At 66.3% G+C, this 21,205-nt stretch carries 14 protein-coding genes; all 14 read left to right on the top strand.

The genetic code is table 11. The features are described 5' to 3' along the window. Positions 1 to 228: 228 nt before the first annotated feature. The 14 genes from B5X78_RS16680 to B5X78_RS16615 all read left to right on the top strand — a co-directional run bounded on the left by B5X78_RS16680 (position 229) and on the right by B5X78_RS16615 (position 21,111). A complete protein-coding gene (locus B5X78_RS16680; protein ID WP_079725870.1) occupies positions 229 to 2,898 on the top strand; it encodes a methyl-accepting chemotaxis protein in 2,670 nt (889 codons plus the stop codon). A gap of 200 nt (positions 2,899 to 3,098) precedes the next feature. Beyond that, positions 3,099 to 3,881, top strand: coding sequence for a flagellar brake protein (locus tag B5X78_RS16675; RefSeq protein ID WP_079725868.1), 783 nt, complete (start codon positions 3,099 to 3,101; stop codon positions 3,879 to 3,881). A 113-nt stretch (positions 3,882 to 3,994) separates the two neighbouring features. Next, complete coding sequence (locus B5X78_RS16670; RefSeq protein ID WP_079725866.1) at positions 3,995 to 4,471, top strand: chemotaxis protein CheW; 477 nt, start codon at positions 3,995 to 3,997, stop codon at positions 4,469 to 4,471. Positions 4,472 to 4,702: 231 nt separating this feature from the next. After that, positions 4,703 to 6,967 carry a methyl-accepting chemotaxis protein gene (locus tag B5X78_RS16665; protein WP_079725864.1) on the top strand — a complete coding sequence of 755 codons (2,265 nt, stop codon included), beginning with the start codon at positions 4,703 to 4,705 and terminating at the stop codon, positions 6,965 to 6,967. Positions 6,968 to 7,212: 245 nt separating this feature from the next. Beyond that, the gene (locus tag B5X78_RS16660) at positions 7,213 to 9,828 is read left to right on the top strand and encodes an EAL domain-containing protein (protein WP_079725862.1); all 2,616 of its coding nucleotides are present in this window, start codon (positions 7,213 to 7,215) and stop codon (positions 9,826 to 9,828) included. Then, positions 9,825 to 11,327 (top strand): diguanylate cyclase, encoded by a 1,503-nt coding sequence (locus tag B5X78_RS16655; RefSeq protein WP_079725860.1) that lies wholly within the window; start codon positions 9,825 to 9,827, stop codon positions 11,325 to 11,327. Before B5X78_RS16660 ends, B5X78_RS16655 begins: the two co-directional genes overlap by 4 nt. Before the next feature lie 522 nt (positions 11,328 to 11,849). After that, positions 11,850 to 12,251 (top strand): hypothetical protein, encoded by a 402-nt coding sequence (locus tag B5X78_RS16650; RefSeq protein WP_079725858.1) that lies wholly within the window; start codon positions 11,850 to 11,852, stop codon positions 12,249 to 12,251. Between the two features lie 82 nt (positions 12,252 to 12,333). Then, on the top strand, positions 12,334 to 14,583 hold the full coding sequence (locus B5X78_RS16645) for a methyl-accepting chemotaxis protein (RefSeq protein WP_079725856.1): 2,250 nt from the start codon (positions 12,334 to 12,336) through the stop codon (positions 14,581 to 14,583). An 82-nt stretch (positions 14,584 to 14,665) separates the two neighbouring features. Next, positions 14,666 to 15,565 carry a CheR family methyltransferase gene (locus B5X78_RS16640; protein WP_079725854.1) on the top strand — a complete coding sequence of 300 codons (900 nt, stop codon included), beginning with the start codon at positions 14,666 to 14,668 and terminating at the stop codon, positions 15,563 to 15,565. After that, positions 15,562 to 16,167 carry a chemoreceptor glutamine deamidase CheD gene (cheD, locus tag B5X78_RS16635; RefSeq protein ID WP_079725852.1) on the top strand — a complete coding sequence of 202 codons (606 nt, stop codon included), beginning with the start codon at positions 15,562 to 15,564 and terminating at the stop codon, positions 16,165 to 16,167. Before B5X78_RS16640 ends, cheD begins: the two co-directional genes overlap by 4 nt. Beyond that, positions 16,167 to 17,237: a protein-glutamate methylesterase/protein-glutamine glutaminase gene (locus tag B5X78_RS16630; protein WP_079725850.1), complete on the top strand. Its 1,071-nt coding sequence runs from the start codon at positions 16,167 to 16,169 to the stop codon at positions 17,235 to 17,237. The genes cheD and B5X78_RS16630 overlap by 1 nt, the downstream gene beginning before the upstream one ends. Before the next feature lie 187 nt (positions 17,238 to 17,424). Continuing rightward, positions 17,425 to 18,612, top strand: a complete 1,188-nt coding sequence (locus B5X78_RS16625; protein ID WP_079725848.1) for a methyl-accepting chemotaxis protein — start codon at positions 17,425 to 17,427, stop codon at positions 18,610 to 18,612. Positions 18,613 to 18,763: 151 nt separating this feature from the next. After that, positions 18,764 to 19,411: a sensor histidine kinase gene (locus tag B5X78_RS16620; RefSeq protein WP_176140892.1), complete on the top strand. Its 648-nt coding sequence runs from the start codon at positions 18,764 to 18,766 to the stop codon at positions 19,409 to 19,411. Beyond that, on the top strand, positions 19,411 to 21,111 hold the full coding sequence (locus tag B5X78_RS16615) for an EAL domain-containing protein (RefSeq protein WP_079725844.1): 1,701 nt from the start codon (positions 19,411 to 19,413) through the stop codon (positions 21,109 to 21,111). Before B5X78_RS16620 ends, B5X78_RS16615 begins: the two co-directional genes overlap by 1 nt. Positions 21,112 to 21,205 lie beyond the last annotated feature (94 nt).

The raw sequence follows: 21,205 nt of genomic DNA, 5'->3' as shown, positions 1-21,205 counted from the left end.
GGGTCAGAGCACCATTGCGACCATGCGCAAGCGCTTGACTGAGAAAACGTACTCTGACCCCGGTTGTACGAACGAGCAAAAGGCCTCCCCCACCCCACAACGTGCGCAACGTCACGCAAAGAGCATCTGGCCGCTCACACCCCCTCACTTCTGCTCCGCAACTGCCGATGACGATTGGGCAGACCGCCTCACCGGCCTGGCCACGTCACTCCCAATCAGGCAGCCAACATGATTCGTTCTTTCAGCCACCTGTTCTCCAGAAGCATCGCCACCCGCCTGATGGCAGGCACCGCCGTCATCGCGGTCCTGGCGTTCGGCGCCACCGCAGGGATTACCTACATAAGGAGCAGCAACGCGCTAATGGAAAGCGCCCACGGCAGCCTGGAAAACCTGGCCCAGCTGGAAGCCGCACGCATCTCGAGCGACCTCACCCGCGCCTTCGATACCAACGACGCACTGGCGAACGCCCTGCTGACCCAGCGCGCCGATGGCGGCCTGGAACGTAAGCGCGCCAGCATGCTGATGCACAACCAACTCGTCGCCCATCCCGAGTGGACCGGCGTAGGCACCATCTGGGAAACCCAGGCCTACGACGGCAAGGACGCCGAGTTCATCGATGCCGAAGGCCACGACGCCACCGGCCGCTTCATGAGCTACTGGGCCTGGAGCAACGGCCAGCCGATGCAGGAGCCGCTGCGCGATTACGAAGTGCCCGGCAACGGTGACTGGTATGTGCTGCCACGCAAGCTCAAACAACCGATCGTGATCGATCCGTATACCTACGAGATTGGCGGACAGAAAATCCTGATGACCACCATGGCCACGCCGATGGTGGAGGATGGCAAATTCCTCGGTGTGGTCACCATCGATGTGGCCCTGAAATCGTTGCAGGAATCCATCTCCAAGCTGCGCCCGCTCGGCGCAGGCTATGTGCGCCTGCTCTCGCCAGCCGGCACCGTGGTCGCCGATCGCGATGCCAGCAAGGTTGGCAGCAAGCTGGAAGACGCCGATACCCGCGCGGTGCTGGCGCAGGTGGGCAAGGATCAGACCGTATTCCGCGAAGTGCACGACGCCCAGTCCGATGCGGACATGGTCGAAGCGTATGTGCCGTTGAAGATCGGCCGCGCCGAACAGCGCTTCGCGCTCGGCGTGGTCGTGCCGACGGCCGTGGTGATGGCGCAGGCCCGCACGCTGCTGTGGACCATCCTGCTGGTCGGCATGGTCGCCGCCGCCGTGCTGTGTGCCGCGTTGTATGTGCTGGTGCGCCGGCAGGTATTGCAACCGCTGGCCGAAGCCGTGCGCGTCTCCGACGCCATTGCCGAGGGCAAGCTAGACCATCGCATCCTCCATCGCAGCCAGGATGAAATGGGCAACCTGATGGGCGCCATGCAGCGCATGCAGGCCAAGATCCAGTCGCTGCTCGCTTCGCTCGGCGAAATGGCGGTGCAGCACGACCAGGGCGCCATCAGCTTCCGCATCGACGATGCCGCGTTCCCCGGCGAGTACGGCCGCATGGTGCGCGAAACCAATGCGCTGGTCGCGCAGCACATCGGGGTGAAAATGCGCGTGGTGGAGGTGATGCGCCGCTACGCGATTGGTGATCTGTCGGTGGACATGGATCGCCTGCCCGGCGAGAAGGCGGTGATTACCCAGGCCATGGACGCGACCAAGGCCAGCCTGTCGGCGGTCAATAGCGAGATCAAGCGCCTGGCGGGCGCTGCCGCCGCGGGCGATTTCAGCCAGCGCGGCGACGTCGAAGGCTACCAGTACGACTTCCGCGAAATGGTGGCCGGCTTGAACGGGCTGATGGAAACCACCGACGAGAACCTGTCGGAAGTCTCCACGCTGTTGAAGGCCATCGCCCGCGGTGATCTGACCGCGCGCATGCAGGGCGATTTCCACGGCGTGTTTGCCTCCATGCGCGATGACGCCAACGCCACCGTGATGCAGTTGACCGACATCGTCGGCAGCATCCAGCAGGCCTCCTCGGCCATCAACACCGCCGCCGGCGAGATTGCCTCGGGCAACGCCGATCTGGCGCGCCGCACCGAACAGCAGGCCGCCAACCTGGAAGAAACCGCCGCCTCGATGGAGGAACTGACCTCCACCGTGCGCCAGAACGCCGACTCGGCGCGGCAGGCCAACCAGTTGGCGGTCAGCGCCGCCACGGTCGCTTCGCAGGGCGGCCAGGTGGTCAGCGATGTCGTTGACACGATGCGCGACATCGAAGGTTCGTCGCGCAAGATTGCCGAGATCATCTCGGTCATCGACGGCATCTCGTTCCAGACCAACATCCTGGCCTTGAACGCTGCCGTGGAAGCGGCGCGCGCCGGCGAACAGGGCCGCGGTTTTGCCGTGGTCGCCTCGGAAGTGCGCACGCTGGCGCAGCGTTCGGCCACCGCCGCCAAGGAAATCAAGGGATTGATCGAGGCCTCGGTCAGCCGCGTGGCCGATGGCTCGCGCCTGGTCAACCAGGCCGGTACCACGATGGGCGATATCGTCACCTCGGTGCAGCGGGTCACCGACATCATGGCCGAGATTTCCGCGGCTTCGCAGGAACAGTCGGCCGGCATCGAACAGGTCAACCAGACCATCACCCAGATGGACGAGACCACCCAGCAGAACGCCGCGCTGGTGGAAGAAGCCTCCGCCGCCGCCCGTTCGATGGAAGAACAGGCACGCTCGCTGAGCGAAGCGGTCGACGTGTTCGTGCTCGATACGCGCGGCAAAACGACTGTGGTCGCTGCCCGGCAGGAGCGGACTGGCGCGACCCGATCGGCAGCCAGACCCCGTGCATCAGCATCCACCAGACCGGCCCTGGCTGGCCGCCCGGCTGCATCCGCCCGCACACACAAGACGGAGGCGGCATTGGCGGAGGGTGAGTGGGCTGAGTTCTAGTCGTGGAAACGGGGGTCAGAGCACCATTTCCGGCGGTCGGCATCGTCCCGCTGAAAAACCTGCTCTGACCCCTGTTTTCGGTTCTACGGCGCCGACCTGCGTTCGTCCGCCATCCGTATTAAAGATTCCGTGACGCGGTTCGATATATCGATGTACGCCCCGCACGCGCGGGGCCAGGCCCCTTTGTCCACGAAGACCGTATGTCCGACCAGACCGAAACCGCGGCCACCGAACCGGTGCGGTTCGACGAGCAGGAAAAATACCTCCTGCGGCATCCGCGCGACATCCGCCAGGTGCTGCAGCAGCTGATCGACAAGCGCGCCTTGATCAGCGGGCACCTGAGCACGCGCGGGCTGACCTTTCCGACCGCGCTGATCAGCGTGGACGAAGACGATGGCAGCCTGCTGTTCGACGGCAGCGCCAGCGACTCCATCAACCGCGGCATCGAGGAAGCAGGCCAGCTGGTGGTCTGTGTGGCGCAGCTGGAGCGGGTGCACGTGCAGTTTTCCCTCAGCGATTGCCAGCGCACCCAGCTCGATGGCCAGGTGGCCTTCCGCGCGCCCATCCCGGATCGCCTGATGCGCCTGCAGCGGCGCGAGTTCTTCCGCCTGCGCGTGCCGGTGGCCCAGCCGGTGCGCTGCCTGATTCCGTTCCATGTGGGCGAGGAAGAGGTCAAGCGCGTCGAGTTCCGCGTGCTGGACATCAGCGGCGGCGGGATTGCGGTGGAAGTGCCGGCCGATCGGCCCGAGTTCCGGCCCTACCGCGAATACGCCGACTGCCGCCTGTTGATGCCCGAGGGCGACGCGCTGAGCGTGCGTCTGATGGTCAAGAACGTGTTCCGCCAGAGCCAGCCCAATGGCCGCGAGAGCCTGCGTGCCGGCTGCCAGTTCACCGACCTGCCGCGCGGCGCCGATGCAGTGATCCAGCGCTACATCTTCCGGATGGAACGCCTGCGCAGTGCCCGCGAGCGCGGGGTCGGCTGAGAGCACGGCCCCTGCGGGCACGAATCGGCGCCTAAAGAACCCCCTGGCCAGGCCGATATTTCTAGCGACCCGGCGCCCCCATGGCGCCACCAGCCACCCCCTGGAGCAAGCGAATGAGCGACAACAAGACCACGGCCGGCGAATTCCTCAGCTTCACGCTGGGCGAAGAGCAGTACGGCGTGGACATCCTGAAGGTGCAGGAAATCCGCGGCTACGACGCCGTGACCCGCCTGCCCGACGCCCCCGAATACATCAAGGGCGTGATCAACCTGCGCGGCACCATCGTGCCGGTGATTGATCTGCGCCTGAAGCTGCGCCTGAAGGACGCGCGCTACGACGCGTTCACCGTGATGATCGTGCTGAACGTGGAAGACCGCGTGGTCGGCATCGTGGTGGACAGCGTGTCCGACGTGATCCCGCTCAATGCCGAACAGATCCGCCCGACCCCGGAATTCGGCGCCAGCGTCGATACCCGCTTCATCTCGGGCATCGGCACGGTCGACGAGCGCATGCTGATCCTGTTGGACATCGAAACGCTGATCAACAGCGCCGACCTGACCAACCACGCGCTTGACGCCGTAGCCGCCTGAGCCACGCCGGCGCGGCCTGGTCGCGTCGCCAAACCCGGACACACCTGCGCAAGGGAGGCGCCCGCCTGCCTTGCGTTGGCGCGCGCGCGCCGCGGTCAGCCGGGTCTGCGTGTCAGGGCAGCCCCTACGACCATTGCCCGCTCAATCCACGGTCGCGACCGCCGATAGCGCTATCGAAGCAAGCACATTCCTCCATCGCAGCAGCCTTCCAGTACCCAGCAGTCAGTCACCATGAATCCTTTCGCCGCCCTGTCCCGCCACATCTCCAACATCTCGGTCCGCCGCAAGCTCAACCTGCTGACCGCGCTGATCGCCGTCGGCATCGTGCTGTTGTCGATCGTCGCTGCGCGCATGCAGTACCTGGACCTGTACGAAACCCGCGAAGCCGCGCTGAAAGCGCAGGTGGAGCAGGCCTTTGGCATCCTCAACCACTACGCCGAGGTGGAGAAATCCGGCGAGCTGCCCACCGCCGCCGCGCAGGAGAACGCCCTGAAGGCGCTGTCGCAGATGCGCAGCAACGGCGACGTGGACTATTACTACGTGCACGACATGCAGCCGGTGATGTTGATGCACCCGATGCGCAAGGATCTGGTCGGCCAGAACATCGGCAAGACCCTGAGCCCGGATGGCGTGGCGTTGTTCCAGGACAGCGTGGACACCGCCCGCACCGGCGGCGGCTACATCCGCTACAGCTGGGCCAAGCCGGGGGTGGAAGATCCGGTGCCCAAGGTTGCCTACGTGGCCCCGTTCAAGCCCTGGGGCTGGGTGATCGCCACCGGCGTGTACATGGACGAAGTGCAGAACCAGGCGCTGATCTTCACCGGCGTGATGACCTTGGCCGGTGGCCTGATGGTGATCATCGTGCTGGCGCTTAGCTGGACCATCGGCACGCGCATCGTGGAGCCGTTGAAGCAGGCCACCGGCGTGGCCGAAGCCATCGCCGCCGGCAAGCTGGAGAACGTCATCGGCGAACAGTTCCGCGACGAACCCGGCCAGCTGCTGGTGAGCATGCGCGGCATGCAGCAGAAGCTGCAGTCGGTGATTGGCGCGCAGCGCGACATGGCGCGCCGCCATGACGAGGGCAGCATCAGCTACCGCATGGACGACAGCCAGTTCCCCGGCGAGTACGGCCACATGGTGCGCGAGACCAACGCCCTGGTCGGTTCGCATATCGCCGCGATCCAGGACGCTTTGCAGATCATGCAGCGCTACTCCATCGGCGACCTGAGCCCGGACATCGCCCGCCTGCCGGGCGAGAAGGCCGCAATGACCCAGACCGTGGATGCGGTCAAGGCCAGCCTGTCGGCCATCAACGCCGAAATCAAGCGCCTGGCCGGTGCCGCTGCCGCAGGCGACTTCAGCCAGCGTGGCGAGGTGGATCGCTACCAGTACGACTTCCGCGAGATGGTCGCCGGCCTCAACACGCTGATGCAGACCACCGACCACAACCTCGGCCAGGTCTCCGATCTGTTGCAGTCGATCGCCCGCGGCGATCTGCGGGTACGCATGGAAGGCGATTTCCATGGCGTGTTCGCCGCCATGCGCGATGACGCCAATGCCACCGTCGCCCAGCTGACCGATATCGTCGGCCGCATCCAGCAGGCCTCCTCGGCCATCAACACCGCCGCCGGTGAAATCGCCTCCGGCAATGCCGACCTGTCGCAACGCACCGAGCAGCAGGCCGCCAACCTGGAAGAAACCGCCGCCTCGATGGAAGAACTGACCTCCACCGTGCGCCAGAACGCCGACTCGGCGCGGCAGGCCAACCAGCTGGCGGTCAGCGCCGCCACGGTTGCTTCGCAAGGCGGCCAGGTGGTCAGCGAAGTGGTCGACACCATGCGCGATATCGAAGGTTCCTCGCGCAAGATTGGCGAGATCATCTCGGTCATCGACGGCATCTCGTTCCAGACCAACATTCTGGCCTTGAACGCCGCGGTGGAAGCCGCGCGTGCCGGCGAACAGGGCCGCGGCTTTGCCGTGGTGGCCTCGGAAGTGCGCACGCTGGCGCAGCGTTCGGCCACCGCCGCCAAGGAAATCAAGGGGCTGATTGAAGCCTCGGTGGATCGCGTCGCCGACGGTTCGCGCCTGGTCAATCAGGCCGGCACCACGATGGGCGAGATTGTCTCTTCGGTACAGCGCGTAACCGACATCATGGCCGAGATTTCCGCAGCCTCCCAGGAACAGTCGGCCGGCATCGAACAGGTCAACCAGACCATCACCCAGATGGACGAGACCACCCAGCAGAACGCCGCGCTGGTGGAAGAAGCCTCCGCCGCCGCCCGTTCGATGGAAGAACAGGCACAGGGCCTGGCCGAAGCCGTCTCGGTGTTCCGACTGGACAGCGAATCGAACACCGCCCCCGCCACCCGTAGGAGCGGCTTCAGCCGCGAAGCAGCGAAAGCGTCCGCCGTGGCGAAAGCCGTGCCTGCGCAAGCAAAAACTCGCCGCGCTGCTTCCGAACCCGCCTTCGCGGAAGGGGAATGGGCGGAGTTCTGAGCCGAACCACGCCAGCACTCTTCCCGGAACGCACCGCACGACGCCGCGCAGTACCCAACCCACCCCACGGATGACCTCATGCACCGCCCGACCCGCCCGCCCGCGATGCCAGGAACTGCGACGGACCGCTCAAGTCCGGGCGAGCGCGGCCGATACCCGATCGAGTCAGCTCAGATTTGGCGACGCATGAGCCCCACCCCGACCCGCTTTCCCCAGCCCCACCCGACCGCCGGGACTCCGGGAGGATGCCCGTGCCGCGTCACGCCTTGAACGCCAACACCCTGCTGCGCGCATCGACCACGCCGGACCAGGCGTACGAACTGCTGTTCGGCACGCTGGAACAATCGGTCGACGCGGTGCTGGTGATCGACGAAGACGACACGATCCTGCTGTTCAACCCGGCGGCGGAGAAGCTCTGGGGCGTGCCCCGCGACGAAGCCCTCGGCCATGGCCTGGGCCAGTTCCTGGCCTGCACCGAAGACAGCAACGACAGTGAGCATCGCTGCGCCGAACACTGGCTCGGCAGCGCACGTGACATCGTGATCGCCCGTCGCGACGGCCGTCGGCTGGCAGCCTCGTTGTCGATGTCGCAGATCCAGCTGGGCGCGCGCCGCTTCTATACCGCGTTCCTGCGCGACTTCACCGACATCCGCCTGCAGCAGGAACGCATGCGCCAGTTGTCGATGGTGGTGGACAAGAGCGACAACGCGATCTTCGTCAGCGCCTCCAACCGCAACGTGGTCTACGTCAACAGCGGCTTCACCCGCATGCTCGGCTATGACCTGGAAGACCTGCGCGGGCGCAAGCCCAGCGAGGTGCTGTCCGGGCCGCATACCGATCCGCAACTGGGCGAAAGCATCGAAGAAGCCCTGCGCCGCACCGAGGGCCTGCAGACCGAAGTCCTGCTGTACACCAAGAGCGGACGACCGCTGTGGGTATCGGCGGCGATCAATCCGGTGCTCGACGATGACGGCCGCACCATCGGCATGGTCAGCGTGCTGACCGACATCACCCAGACCAAGACCCACCAGGTGCTGCACCACAAGGTGCTGGATGCGATGGTGCGCGAACTGCCGATGACCGACGTGATGACCATGCTCTGCCGCGAGGTCGAGCGGGTGGCGCCGGAAGTCGTGGCCTCGATCCTGGCGGTGGACGGCGAAGGTCGCCTGCGTCCGCTGGCCGCGCCCAGCCTGCCCGAAGGCCTGGTGCAGACCATCGATGGCATGGCCATCGGCCCGCGCGTGGGCTCCTGCGGCACCGCCGCCTGGCGCGGCCGTGCCGTGCACGTGCACGACATCGCCAGCGATCCCTTGATGGCGCCGTATCGCGAACCCCTCCTGGAACACGGCCTGCGTGCCTGCCTGTCCAGCCCGATCAAGTCCAGCAGCGGCCGCGTGCTCGGCACGCTCAGCTTCTACTACCGCGAAAATACCACTGCCGACGATCTGCACCTGCGCATGGTCGACACCTGCCTGCACCTGTGCGCGCTGGCGATGGAGCGCGAGCAGACCAATGAACGCGTGCACCAGCTGGCGTTCTACGACACCCTCACCGGTCTGCCCAACCGCATCATGTTCAGCGCCAAGGCCGAACAGGTGCTGGCCAATGCCGGCCAGTCGAGCAGCAAGGCGGCCGTCTTGTTCATCGATTTGGATCGCTTCAAACGCGTCAACGAGGCCCAGGGCCATGCCGCCGGCGACGGCCTGCTGCGCGACATCGCCGCGCGCCTGGTCGAGGAAATGCCCGGCGCCAACTTGATCGGCCGCCAGGCCGGCGACGAATTCGTGGCGGTGCTGCCGCAGTGCTCCACCGAACAAGCGGCCAGCGTGGCCGAGCGCCTGCTCGGCGCCATCTCGCGCCCCACCGCCGCCGGCGTGATGACCCTGCATCCCAGCGCCAGCATCGGCGTGGCCATGTACCCCGATGATGGCCGCGACATCGATCTGCTGCTGCGCCATGCCGACATGGCCATGTACCGCGCCAAGTCCGACGGCGGCGGCAGCGTGCGCTTCTTCAGCGGCGACATGAACCGGGTCGCGCAGGAACGCGTGTCGCTGGAAACGGCGATGCGCGAGGCCCTGCAGCTGGATCAGTTCACCCTGCACTACCAGCCGCAGGTCAGCGGCCGTGCCGAGCGCGAAATCTACGGCGTGGAAGCACTGCTGCGCTGGGAACACCCGGAGCTGGGCAACGTGCCGCCGGCGCGCTTCGTGCCGGTGGCCGAGGAATGCGGGCTGATGGCCGATCTCAGCCTGTGGGTGCTGGAACATGCCTGCACGCAGATGGCCGACTGGCGCCGCCGCGGCATTCCGATTCCGCGCATCGCGGTGAATGTCTCGGCGATCAACTTCCGCGACCCGGATCTGTCGCTGCAGATCGCCAGCTGCCTGGATGTGCACGGCCTCAAGCCGGATGATCTGATCCTGGAGATCACCGAGAGCGTCATGCTCGATCCCAATCCGGACGTGCTGGAGAACATCGAGGCGATCTACGTGATGGGCGTGCGCCTGTCGCTGGACGACTTCGGCACCGGCTATTCCTCGCTGAGCCATCTGCACCGTTTGCCGATCTACGAACTCAAGCTGGATCAGAGCTTCGTGCGCGACATCGACAGCAGCGCCATTGCCCGCACCCTGACCTCCTCGGTGCTGCGCATCGGCGAGAGCCTGAGCATGAAGGTGGTGGCCGAAGGCGTGGAAACCGACGCCCAGCACGCGTTCCTGGCCGAACAGGGCTTCCCGGTGCTGCAGGGTTACCTGTTCTCGGCGCCGCTGCCGCCCGGTGATCTGGAGCAGTGGCTGAGCCGCAACGACTATGTGGAGATGCCGGCCGATGCCGCCGGCGCATCGCCGCCATGAACGAGCGTCGCCGCACGCCGCCGCTATCGCGTGTTTCCAAACACTACCCGCTGGCGCCGCACCTGATTTTCCCGCGCCGGCTGTATCTGCTGCGGACCTTGGGCTGCGCATTTGCGCTGCTGGCGACGCTGCCGGTGATGCACCAGATCCAGGCACCGGCCTGGCAGTGGGGCCTGCTGATGGTGATGGGCCTGGCCTGGCCGCATGCGGCGTGGTGGCGCTATCTGCAGACCCGCGATCCCAATCGCACCGAGGCCATGACGCTGCTGATGGAATGCGCGTTCGTCGGCCTGGCCCTGCCGATGCTGGAATTCAGCCTGGCCGCGAGCCTGACCCTGCTGGCCATCACCAATCTGTGCGCGGTCATCGGCGGCGGACTGCCGCTGCTCACCCGCGGCTGGCTGGCGCAACTGGCCGGCCTGGTGCTGGGCGTGCTGGTGTTCGGCATGCATGTGCCGCCGCCGCCGGAACTTGCACTGACCCTGGCCGCATTGCCGATGGCGCTGGTGTTGCCGTTGGGGATTCTGCACACCAGCCATGACGTCATCCAGAACCTGCGCCGGCGCCGGGTCGAACTGGAACGCCGCGGCTGGCACGACGGCCTGTCGGGCCTGTTCAATCGCGGCCGCTGGGAAGAAACCGTGCGCGCCGAGTTCGCCCGCTGCCGCCGCACCGGCCAGCCGGCCACGCTGGTGCTGGTGGACCTGGATCACTTCAAGCAGATCAACGATCTCTACGGGCATGCCGAAGGCGACTCGGCGATCCGCCGCTTCTCGGATCTGCTGCGCAGCGATCTGCGCGACATCGACGTGCCTGGCCGCTACGGCGGCGAGGAGTTCGGCATCCTGCTGCCGCACACCTTGTCGGCCGAAGCGGCGGACGTGATGCGGCGCCTGCAACGTCGCCTGCACGAGGCGCCGCTTTCGCGCCATCGCACGATCACGGCCAGCTTCGGTGTGGCGCAACTGGGCGCGGATATCGAGAGCGCCGATGCGTGGATTCGCCAGGCGGACCTGATGCTGTACCGGGCCAAGTACGACGGCCGCGATCGGATTGCCGAGCGCGGCACCAGCACCGCCACTGCGCCTGCGGCGCGGCGTGCCGGCCCGTTGCGGCCGGTGCTGTCGCCGCGCAATCCGGATGTGCTGTCGCAGCTGTTGCAGGGCATCGACGTGGCCGACACGCCGGTGGCGATGTACGACCCGGACGACAAGCTGGTGATGGCCAACGAGGCCTACGTGCGACTGCACGCGATTCCGCCGGGGGTCGAGCACTTCGAGGACATCATCCGCCACACCCATGCGCAGCGCTTCGGTCCTGACCTGGGGGTGGATGATGTGGAAGTGTGGTTGAGCGACATCCAGCAGCAGCGCCGCAGCAAGCCGCGTCGGATCTTTCCGGTGGTCACTCATGATGGCCAGCGGTTTCGCGGGATTGAGACCTGCTTCAACGGGGGGTGGGTGTTGACCACGATGGTGGCGCCTGAGGGCGCTGTCTGATTCGTTCAGCTTCTCGCGGAGAGCAGGTTTCGCTTGTGAGAGGGACCAGGCCCCGCGCAATAGCGCCTGGAACTTTTGTTCCTTCGACCTGACCCTTCGTTAGTAAGGGCTCCAGTCGCTATTGCGCAGGGCCTGCTCCCTCTCCCCGAAGTGTGCCGACGCCTGATTGAAAAGCGAAAAGGCACTCTGCCCCCTGTTTTCCACCCCATTTAGGACCGGCGCACCGTGAGCACCGACCTTGTGTCCGAAGCGGGTGGAGAGCCTGTTGAAAGGGACTGGAGCCCTTACTAAAGAAGGCACAGGTCGCAGGAACAAAAGTTCCAGGCCCTTTCAACAGGCTCTCCCCCCGCTTCCCGCGCGGTCCGCCGCTTCTTGCTCCAACAAGCCAGCAACCAAAAAACTGTGACGCATGCCGCGATCACGCAGTGATCAAACCAAAGTCTTCTCAAGTTCGCCCCACTGAGGCCGATGTCAGCCAGGACGCGCCGCGTGCGCCATCTACTGATCCTGACGGAGCCACCCATGAAATTTGCCGCCATCCTGAGCCTGACCGCCGTTGCCATCGGCGCCACCCTGTTGCCTGCTGACCGCGCCGTCGGCCAGTCCCAGATCACCGACGCCATCCCCGCCGACAAGGCCGTGCGCTTTGCTGGTCGCCCGGGCGTGGTGTGCGGCAAGGTGGGCAAGGCCCGCTTTGCAGAAAACTCCGAAGGCACGCCCACCTTCCTGTACATGGGCGGCGACTTCCCCCGCCACACCTTCACCGCGCGCATCCCGGGCGAAGACCGCGGCAAGTTCAAGCCGGCGCCGGAAACCCTGGAAGGCAAGGACGTCTGCGTGATCGGCGACATCCAGCGCGACAGCTCGCGCGCCGAAATCGTGGTCACCTCGCCGTCCAACCTCAAATTGGCCGCAATGCGCTGATGCTCCCTGGCCGGCGGTGACCTGCGCCGCCGGCCTCCCTACTCCGCCCGAGACGGCGACCGCCCGGACCGAGGAAACTTAAATGCAGTGGATCAAGAATCTCCGACTGACCCCGAAAATGATGCTGGCCTTTGGCGTGGTCATCACGCTGATGCTGGTGCAGGGCATCTTTGCCTTCTACGGGCTGAAGTCGCTCAATACGGTCACCAACACGATGGCCGGCAACACCCTGACCAGCGTGCGCGCTGCCGGCGACATCCGTGCGCTGATTGGCGAGTACCGCAGCGCCGCCTACCGTTCGATGGTGCGTGCGTCCGCCGAAGTCAAAGCCGACGCCCGCAACCGTTCGCTGGGCATCAAGGTCCAGGTCGACAAGGCCATCGCCGCCTACAAGCCGCTGATCACCAGCGCCGCCGAGCAGAAGTTGTATGACCAGTTCGTGGCCGAGTGGGCCAAGGCCGACAAGTCCTACGAATCCGTCAACGAAATGCTCGAACTGCAGCTGGAAGACGACGCCGTCGACACCTTCATCGGTGAAACCCGCGACCTGCACAACAAGGCCGCCGACACCATGGTGGCGCTGATCACCGAAGTCGACCGCCAGACCAAGATCACCACGGCCAATGCCGAGAGCACCTTCAAGTCCTCCAGCATGCTGATCCTGATCATGCTGCTGGCCGGCATCGGCGGTGGCCTGGCGCTGGCCTGGTTCTTCGCCCGCGCCATCGCCGGCTCGGTCGGTGAAGCCGTGCGCGTGGCCAACGATGTGTCCAACGGCAAGCTGGACGGCAAGATCGACACTTCGCGCAAGGATGAAGTGGGCGACCTGCTGACCGCCATGCAGCGCATGCAGCACCAGGTGCAGTCGGTGATCGCGGCGCAGTCAGACATGGCCGCGCGCCATGACGAAGGCCAGATCAGCTACCGCATGGACGACAGCAAGTTCCCCGGCGACTACGGCCGCATGGTGCGCGACACCAACACGCTGGTGGGCTCGCATATCGCCGTCAAGATGAAGCTGGTGGAAATCACCCAGCGCTACGCGCTGGGCGATCTGTCGGTGGACATGGATCGCCTGCCCGGCGAGAAGGCCGCGCTGACCGACGCCATGGACGCGACCAAGGCCAGCCTGTCGGCCATCAACGCCGAAATCAAGCGTCTGGCCAGTGCCGCCGCGGCCGGTGACTTCAGCCAGCGTGGCGATCTGGACCGCTACCAGTACGACTTCCGCGCGATGGTGGCCGGCTTGAACGGACTGATGGAAACCACCGACGAGAACCTGTCGGAAGTCTCCAACCTGTTGCAGGCCATTGCCCGCGGTGATCTGACCGTGCGCATGCAGGGCGATTTCCACGGCGTGTTCGCCGCCATGCGCGACGATGCCAACGCCACCGTGGCGCAGCTGACCGACATCGTTGGCAGCATCCAGCAGGCCTCGACCGCCATCAACACGGCCGCTGGCGAGATTGCTTCGGGCAACTCGGATCTGTCTCGTCGTACCGAGCAGCAGGCGGCCAACCTGGAAGAAACCGCCGCTTCGATGGAGGAACTGACCTCCACCGTGCGCCAGAACGCCGAGTCCGCGCGCCAGGCCAACCAGCTCGCCATCGGCGCCGCCAGCGTGGCCTCCACCGGCGGCCAGGTGGTCGGCCAGGTGGTCACCACCATGCGCGAAATCGAAGGCTCCTCGCGCAAGATTGGCGAGATCATCTCGGTCATCGACGGCATCTCGTTCCAGACCAACATCCTGGCGCTCAACGCCGCGGTGGAAGCCGCGCGTGCCGGCGAACAGGGCCGCGGCTTCGCCGTGGTCGCGTCGGAAGTGCGCACCCTGGCGCAGCGTTCGGCGCAGGCGGCCAAGGAAATCAAGGGCCTCATCGAAGCCTCGGTGGATCGCGTGGCCGATGGTTCGCGCCTGGTCAACCAGGCCGGCACCACCATGGGCGAGATCGTCTCCTCGGTGCAGCGCGTGACCGACATCATGGCCGAGATTTCGGCGGCCTCGCAGGAACAGTCGGCCGGCATCGAGCAGGTCAACCAGACCATCACCCAGATGGACGAAACGACCCAGCAGAACGCGGCCCTGGTGGAAGAAGCCTCCGCTGCCGCCCGCTCGATGGAAGAGCAGGCGCAGGGCCTGGCCGATGCGGTGTCGGTGTTCCAGATCGATGGCGCCGGTGCGGCGGTCGTGACCAAGGCGGCTCCGGCCGCCGCGGCCACCCGCAGCACGCCGGCCAAGCCGGCCGCCGGCAAGGCGACGCTGCGCAGCACGCCTGCCGCGATCGTCGAAGCCGCCCTGGCCGCTGAAGGGGATGACTGGCAGGAGTTCTGATCCTGCCGGTGCAACAACGCGTGGCAGCGGGCGTCGGCAACGACGCCCGCTGCCGGGAACAAGCAATTCTTTCGAGTCCACGATGTCCGTCCTGTCCCGCCCACGCGATGCCCTCGCCGCTTCAGCCGCTGCCGACCATGACGAGGTCCGCCGTCCCGGTGGCCGCGAGTTCGAATTCGGCGATCGCGATTTCCGCCGCGTCTGCGACTTGATCCACGAGCGCGCCGGCATCGCCCTGGCCGACGGCAAGCGCGACATGGTCTATGGCCGTCTGTCGCGCCGCCTGCGTGCGCTGGGCCTGCGCAGCTTCAAGGATTACCTGGACCTGCTCGAACGCGAAGGCGGCGAGGAGTGGCAGGCCTTCACCAATGCGCTCACCACCAACCTGACCGCGTTCTTCCGCGAGCCGCACCACTTCGAGCGCCTGCGCACGGAACTGGAGCAGCGCGTGGATGCCGGCCCCATCGCGCTGTGGTCGTGCGCCGCTTCCACCGGTGAAGAGCCCTACTCCATGGCCATCACCGCCTGCGAGGCGTTCGGCACCCTGACCCCGCCGGTGCGCATCCTTGCCACCGATGTCGACACCCAGGTGCTGGCCACCGCCGGCCGCGGCGTGTATCCGCTCGATCGCGTCAATGGTATCGATATCGCCGTGCGCCGCCGCTATTTCCAGCGTGGCACCGGCCAGCACGAAGGCTTCTGCCGCGTGCATCCGGCCTTGCGCCAACTGATCGAGTTCCGCCCGCTCAACCTGCTGGCGCCGCGTTACGACGTCAGCGGTCCGTACACTGCGTTGTTCTGCCGCAACGTGATGATCTATTTCGACAAGCCCACCCAGCGCGGCATCCTGTCGCGGCTGGTGCCGCACCTGGCCGATGACGGCATGCTCTACACCGGTCATTCGGAAAACTACCTGCACGCGGCCGACGTCATCCAGCCCTGCGGCCGCACCCTGTATCGCCGGACCCGGAGCGCGAAATGAGTTCCGCCGCCGCACTGGCGTTCGCCGAGGGCAGCGTGCTGCGCTACCACGACGCGCGCTTCCAGACCCAAGCGGCCAAGCTGTTGCCGACCCAGTACATGGTGGCCGACGACGACACCGCCCTGGTGACCTTGCTGGGCTCGTGCGTGTGCGCCTGCATCCGCGACCCGCTGCTCAAGCTGGGCGGCATGAACCATTTCCTGTTGCCCGATGGCAATGTCGGTGACGGCGCGCCTGCGCGCTACGGCAGCTTCGCGATGGAACTGCTGATCAACGATCTGCTCAAGCGCGGCGCCGCGCGCAATCGGCTGGAGGCCAAGGTCTTCGGCGGCGCCAATGTGTTGAAGGGTTTCACCAGCAATCCGGTGGGAACCCGCAACGCCGAGTTCGTGCTGGCCTATCTGCAGGCCGAGCGCATCCCGGTGATGGCTGAAGACCTGCGCGGCATCCATCCGCGCAAGGTCTGGTTCTTTCCCGCCACCGGCCGGGTCGTCGTGCAGCGTCTGCCGCACGCCCACGATGCCGAAGTGGTGGCTGCTGAAACCGCTGCCCGCGCGCGCCTGTCGCGCACCCCTGTCAGTGGTGGTGTGGAGTTGTTCTGATGAGTACGAAAGTGCGTGTCCTGATTGTCGACGACTCCGCGGTCGTGCGGCAGATGCTGACCGAGATCCTGGATGGCGATCCCGGCATCGAGGTGGTGGGTGTGGCCACCGATCCGTTGATTGCGCGCGACAAGATCAAGCGCCTGAATCCGGACGTGATCACCCTGGACGTGGAAATGCCGCGCATGGACGGGCTGGCGTTCCTGGAAAACCTGATGCGGCTGCGGCCGCTGCCGGTGGTGATGATTTCCTCGCTGACCGAGCGCGGCGCCGACACCACCCTGCAGGCGCTGGCGCTGGGGGCGGTGGATTTCATCTCCAAGCCCAAGCTCGATGTCGCCCGCGGGCTGGAGTCCTACGCCGAGGAAATCATCGCCAAGGTCAAGACTGCCGCGCGCGCGCAGGTGCGGCCGCTGGCCCGGGCCGCGACGCCCAGGCACACCGCCGATGCGGTGGTGGCGGCGGCATCGGTGAGCCGCGCCCTGCGTTTCCACACCACCGATCGGCTGATCGCCATCGGCGCCTCGGCCGGTGGCACCGAAGCGCTGCGGGTGGTGCTGGAGCAGATGCCGGCCGACGCGCCGGCCATCGTGCTCACCCAGCACATCCCGGCCGGTTTCAGCCGCGCCTTCGCCGAACGCCTGGATCGGCATTCGGCCATGGCCGTGCGCGAGGCCAGCGATGGCGAAGCCATCCTGCCCGGCCATGCCTACCTGCCGCCCGGTGGCCAGCACATGCGGGTGATCCGCGACGGTGCGCGCTGGCGTTGCCGGATCGACGACGGCCCGGCGGTCAACCGGCACAAGCCGGCGGTGGACGTGTTGTTCCGTTCGGTGGCGCACAGCGCCGGCGACAACGCCATCGGCGTGATCCTGACCGGCATGGGCGATGACGGCGCACGCGGCCTGCTGGAAATCGCCCAGGCCGGCGCACCGACCTTCGTGCAGGACGAAGCCAGCAGCGTGGTCTGGGGCATGCCCGGCGCCGCGGTCAAGCTGGGCGCGGCCAAGGACATGGTGCCGCTGGATCAGGTCGCCGGCCGATTGATGCAGCTGGTGGCGCAGCGCTGACTGCGGGTGCGTCCGTGGCATGCCCCGCCAACGTGTCGGGGTAGCCCCTACGACCATCGGCGATCGCGCGGCGCTGCTTTTTTGACGGGCTTTTGCGCATGAACCGATTTCCCGTTTCTGACACATCCACGCTAAAGACCCCCCCGGTATCGCCGATATCCATACCGTGATTCAGCAGAGAGCACTCATGTATTCCCGCATTCTGGTCCGCCTTGCCGCCCCCCTGATCCTGACCCTGGTCTTCCCGCTGTCGGTTGCCTTCGACTGGCCGTCGCCGATTCGCTGGGCTTTCCTGTGCACGATGACCCTGGCCTGGCTGTTGTTCGCCTTCCTGGAAGTCTGGCAGTCGCACAAGCGCAGCCCCGAGCAGGCCAGCATCCTGCGCGAGCAGGACACCCTGCTCAACGAACTGCGTCGCTTCGTGGCCAACGAAATCGACGGTTCGCGCAGCGAGATCGAACGCGCCCGCGGCCTGATCCGCGAAGCGGTCAGCGGCCTGGGTGACAGCTTCGACTCGATGATGCGCAAGTCGCGCGAGCAGAGCCAGGCGGTGTCGCGGATTGTCGACCGCGCCGACGGCGATCGCGGCGGCGTCGATGTGGCCCGCTTTGCCCAGCACGCCAGCCAGCGCATGGAACAGCTGGTGGAAGCGCTGGAACAGGTCAGCGGCCAGAGCTCCACCACGGTCCACCATATCGACGAGATGGCGCAGCACCTGGACGGCATCTTCTCGCTGCTGGAAGACGTCAAGTCGATTGCCGACCAGACCAACCTGCTGGCGTTGAACGCGGCCATCGAAGCGGCCCGTGCCGGTGAAGCCGGTCGCGGCTTCGCGGTGGTCGCCGACGAAGTGCGCAACCTGTCCGAACGTTCCACCGCCTTCAACGAGCAGATCCGCAAGCTGGCGCACAGCTCCAAGGACGCCATCGCCAAAGTCCGCGAAACCGTGTCGCACATGGCCTCGCGCGATCTGGACCGTTCGCGGGAAGCACGCGGCGAAGCGGCCAACATGCTGCACCAGGTGGCCGCCATCAACGCCTCGCTGGGCGACGGCATGCGCGAGATTTCCTCCTGCGGCCAGGCCATCGACCTCAACGTGGCCGAAGCCGTGCGCGCCCTGCAGTTCGAAGACATCGCCACCCAGTCGCTGGGCAGCGCCAACACCCACCTGGATCGCCTGACCGCGATCAACCGCGAAGCCATCGCCCTGCAGGAACTGCTGCACAAGAGCGGCGGCCCGATGGATCAGGAACTGCTGTCGGCCCTGCGTCATCTGGGCAATCGCCTGCGCGACCAGAGCCGCGAGTGGGAGCGTCCGCCGCACAAGCCGGTGGCGCAGCAGACCATGGGTGCGGGTACGGTCGAGTTGTTCTGATCCGCTGCACCTGATGCACGTCCGAACGCCGGGATTGCCACGCGCAATCCCGGCGTTCTCGTTTCCAGGGGGGCGAGCCTGTGGGCTCTCCTACGCGGGTGGCGGGCGATGGCATACTTCAGCGCATGAATGGCCCTGCCCTGTCTCGATGATGGCTTCCGGTTCCGCTGCCCCACCCGTGGATCACGCCGTGCTGCGCGCCTTGTTCGCGCAACAGGAAGCCCTGCGCCAGCAGGTGGCGCGCGCTCTGCACAACGAGATTGGCCAGGCGGTCTCGGCCATCAAGATGTCGGCGCATCTGGCCGGCGACGAAGACGATGCCGCCCAGCGGCGCGAAGACCTGGCCGAGATCGTGCGCATCGCCGATGACACCGTCGCCCGCCTGCGCGAGTTGTACAGCGTGCTGCGGCCACCGCAGCTGGAGGCATTGGGCCTGCAGGCGTCGCTGCGTGGCGAAGCCGAGGCGTGGCAGGCGCGCTGGGGCGTGCCGGCGCACATCGAGGTGGCGCTGGCAGACGAAGATCGCGCCGCGGCGGCGATCGAGCTGACCGCCTTCCGCAGCGTCCAGGACGTGCTGCTGGCGCCGACGGCGCTGTCGCGGCTGGCCATCACCGCCGCCCGCATCGACGACTGCCTGGCGCTGCGCATCGAGCATGACGGCGAGGCGCCCGACGCCGGCCTGCTGGCGCAATTGCATGCACGCGCCAACGCTTACGGCGGCGAGCTCGCGCTGACCCGCTCGACGGCTGGTCACGTGCAGGTCGATCTGCGTCTGCCCTGGCGGGGAGTGCCGACCTGATGTCGACCTTTGGCAGCACGCCCACGCCGATCGCGCGCCTGGGTGGCCAGGATCCGGAACTGCAGGCGATGGTGGCCGAAGCGGTCAATGGCGGCACGCCGCTGATGCTGCTGCACGTGGACATCGACCACTTCCGTTCGATCAACGAGAACATGGGCGCCGATGTCGGCGACCAGGCGCTGGCCCTGCTCGGTCGCCGCCTGGTCGAGCAGCTGGGCAGCGAGGCGCGCGTGTGGCGACATGGCAGCGATGAGTTCATCGTCGCGCTGCCGCGTCGTCCGGGCGGCCCCAATCCCGACGATTTCGGTGCGCAGCTGCGCGACCACGTCGAGCTGCCGATGACGGTGTTGCCTTACACCCTGTTCCTGACGCCCACCATCGGCCTGGCGCTGTGCCCGGAAGACGCCACCACCAGCAGCGGCCTGCTCGCCTGTGCGGAAACCGCCGTGGGCCAGGCCAAGCACGAAGGCCTGAACCTGGTGCGCCGCTACACCCGCGACGCCGCCGTCAGCATCCGCAGCGACAGCATCATTGCCCGGCAGATCGTCAACGCGATTGCCAATAACGAATTCCGCCTTCACTACCAGCCGCAGATCAACGCGCACGATGGCCGCGTGATCGGCATGGAAGCGCTGCTGCGCTGGCATTCGCCCGCGCTGGGCATGCTGGTGCCGGAGCGCTTCATGCACGTGGCCGAGAAACTCGGCGTGATCGTGCAGATTGGCGACTGGGTACTGCGCAATGCCTTCCGCCAGGCGCGTATCTGGCGCGACTGGGGCTTTGACGATTTCGAGATCGCGGTCAACGTGTCCACCCTGCAGCTGCTGCGCCCGGACTTCGTGATGGAAGTCCTGGAAGCCATGCAGGATGCCGGCATTCCGCAACAGATGGTGGTGCTGGAAGTGCGCCAGAACGCGCTGGCCAAGGACACCCACCTGGTCCATCGCACCCTGGCCAGCCTGCACCGCGAAGGCGTGCGGCTGACCCTGGATGATTTCGGCATGGGCGATTCCAACCTGGATTCGCTGGTGCGGTTTTCGGTGGACAAGATCAAGATCGACCGCAGCTTCGTCAAAGGCGTGCCCAACAGCGCGCGCGAAGTGGCCATCACCTGCGCGATCATCGCGATGGGCCACCAGTTGGGCATGAAAGTGATTGCCCACGGCGTGGAAACGGACATCCAGCTGGGTTTCCTGCGCCGCAACCATTGCGACATGTTCCAGGGCCATCTGTTTGGCGAACCGATGTCGGCCGAAGACGCCGGCTCGGTGCTGCGCCGGCGCTACCTGCGTTCGGATGCGTTTGCCGCCACCAAGCCGGACCGCACCCTGCTGTTGCTGGACGACGAGGAAAACATCCTGCGCTCGCTGGTGCGCCTGTTCCGCCGCGACGGCTACCGCATCCTGGCCGCGAGCAGCGTCAATGATGCCTTCGAACTGCTGGCCACCAACGACGTGCAGGTGATCCTGTCGGATCAGCGCATGTCCGACATGAGCGGCACCGAATTCCTCGGCCGCGTGCGCGTGCTCTACCCCGATACCGTGCGCCTGGTGCTGTCGGGCTACACCGATCTGGCCACGGTCACCGAGGCGATCAACCGCGGCGAGATCTACCGCTTCCTGACCAAGCCGTGGAATGACGACGACCTGCGCGAACATATCCGCCAGGCGTTCACTACCTACGAGATGCCGCACCGGTAGTTGGGATGGGGGCGGAACGAAGTCCGCATCCTTCAGATCCCGTCTTCGCTCCGCCTCCACCCCAACCCTCCCTCGTAAACGGGAGAGGGAGCAC

Origin of the sequence: Pseudoxanthomonas indica (assembly GCF_900167565.1) — a bacterium.
In the GTDB taxonomy this organism is placed as follows: Bacteria; Pseudomonadota; Gammaproteobacteria; order Xanthomonadales; family Xanthomonadaceae; genus Pseudoxanthomonas_A; species Pseudoxanthomonas_A indica.
This window is presented reverse-complemented; position numbering and strand designations above follow the sequence as displayed.

Bases quoted from the DNA above. Each gene is read 5' to 3' on its own strand.
- B5X78_RS16680 (WP_079725870.1), top strand. From the start codon at position 229: ATGATTCGTTCTTTCAGCCACCTGTTCTCCAGAAGCATCGCCACCCGC.
- B5X78_RS16675 (WP_079725868.1), top strand. From the start codon at position 3,099: ATGTCCGACCAGACCGAAACCGCGGCCACCGAACCGGTGCGGTTCGAC.
- B5X78_RS16670 (WP_079725866.1), top strand. From the start codon at position 3,995: ATGAGCGACAACAAGACCACGGCCGGCGAATTCCTCAGCTTCACGCTG.
- B5X78_RS16665 (WP_079725864.1), top strand. From the start codon at position 4,703: ATGAATCCTTTCGCCGCCCTGTCCCGCCACATCTCCAACATCTCGGTC.
- B5X78_RS16660 (WP_079725862.1), top strand. From the start codon at position 7,213: ATGCCCGTGCCGCGTCACGCCTTGAACGCCAACACCCTGCTGCGCGCA.
- B5X78_RS16655 (WP_079725860.1), top strand. From the start codon at position 9,825: ATGAACGAGCGTCGCCGCACGCCGCCGCTATCGCGTGTTTCCAAACAC.
- B5X78_RS16650 (WP_079725858.1), top strand. From the start codon at position 11,850: ATGAAATTTGCCGCCATCCTGAGCCTGACCGCCGTTGCCATCGGCGCC.
- B5X78_RS16645 (WP_079725856.1), top strand. From the start codon at position 12,334: ATGCAGTGGATCAAGAATCTCCGACTGACCCCGAAAATGATGCTGGCC.
- B5X78_RS16640 (WP_079725854.1), top strand. From the start codon at position 14,666: ATGTCCGTCCTGTCCCGCCCACGCGATGCCCTCGCCGCTTCAGCCGCT.
- cheD (WP_079725852.1), top strand. From the start codon at position 15,562: ATGAGTTCCGCCGCCGCACTGGCGTTCGCCGAGGGCAGCGTGCTGCGC.
- B5X78_RS16630 (WP_079725850.1), top strand. From the start codon at position 16,167: ATGAGTACGAAAGTGCGTGTCCTGATTGTCGACGACTCCGCGGTCGTG.
- B5X78_RS16625 (WP_079725848.1), top strand. From the start codon at position 17,425: ATGTATTCCCGCATTCTGGTCCGCCTTGCCGCCCCCCTGATCCTGACC.
- B5X78_RS16620 (WP_176140892.1), top strand. From the start codon at position 18,764: ATGGCTTCCGGTTCCGCTGCCCCACCCGTGGATCACGCCGTGCTGCGC.
- B5X78_RS16615 (WP_079725844.1), top strand. From the start codon at position 19,411: ATGTCGACCTTTGGCAGCACGCCCACGCCGATCGCGCGCCTGGGTGGC.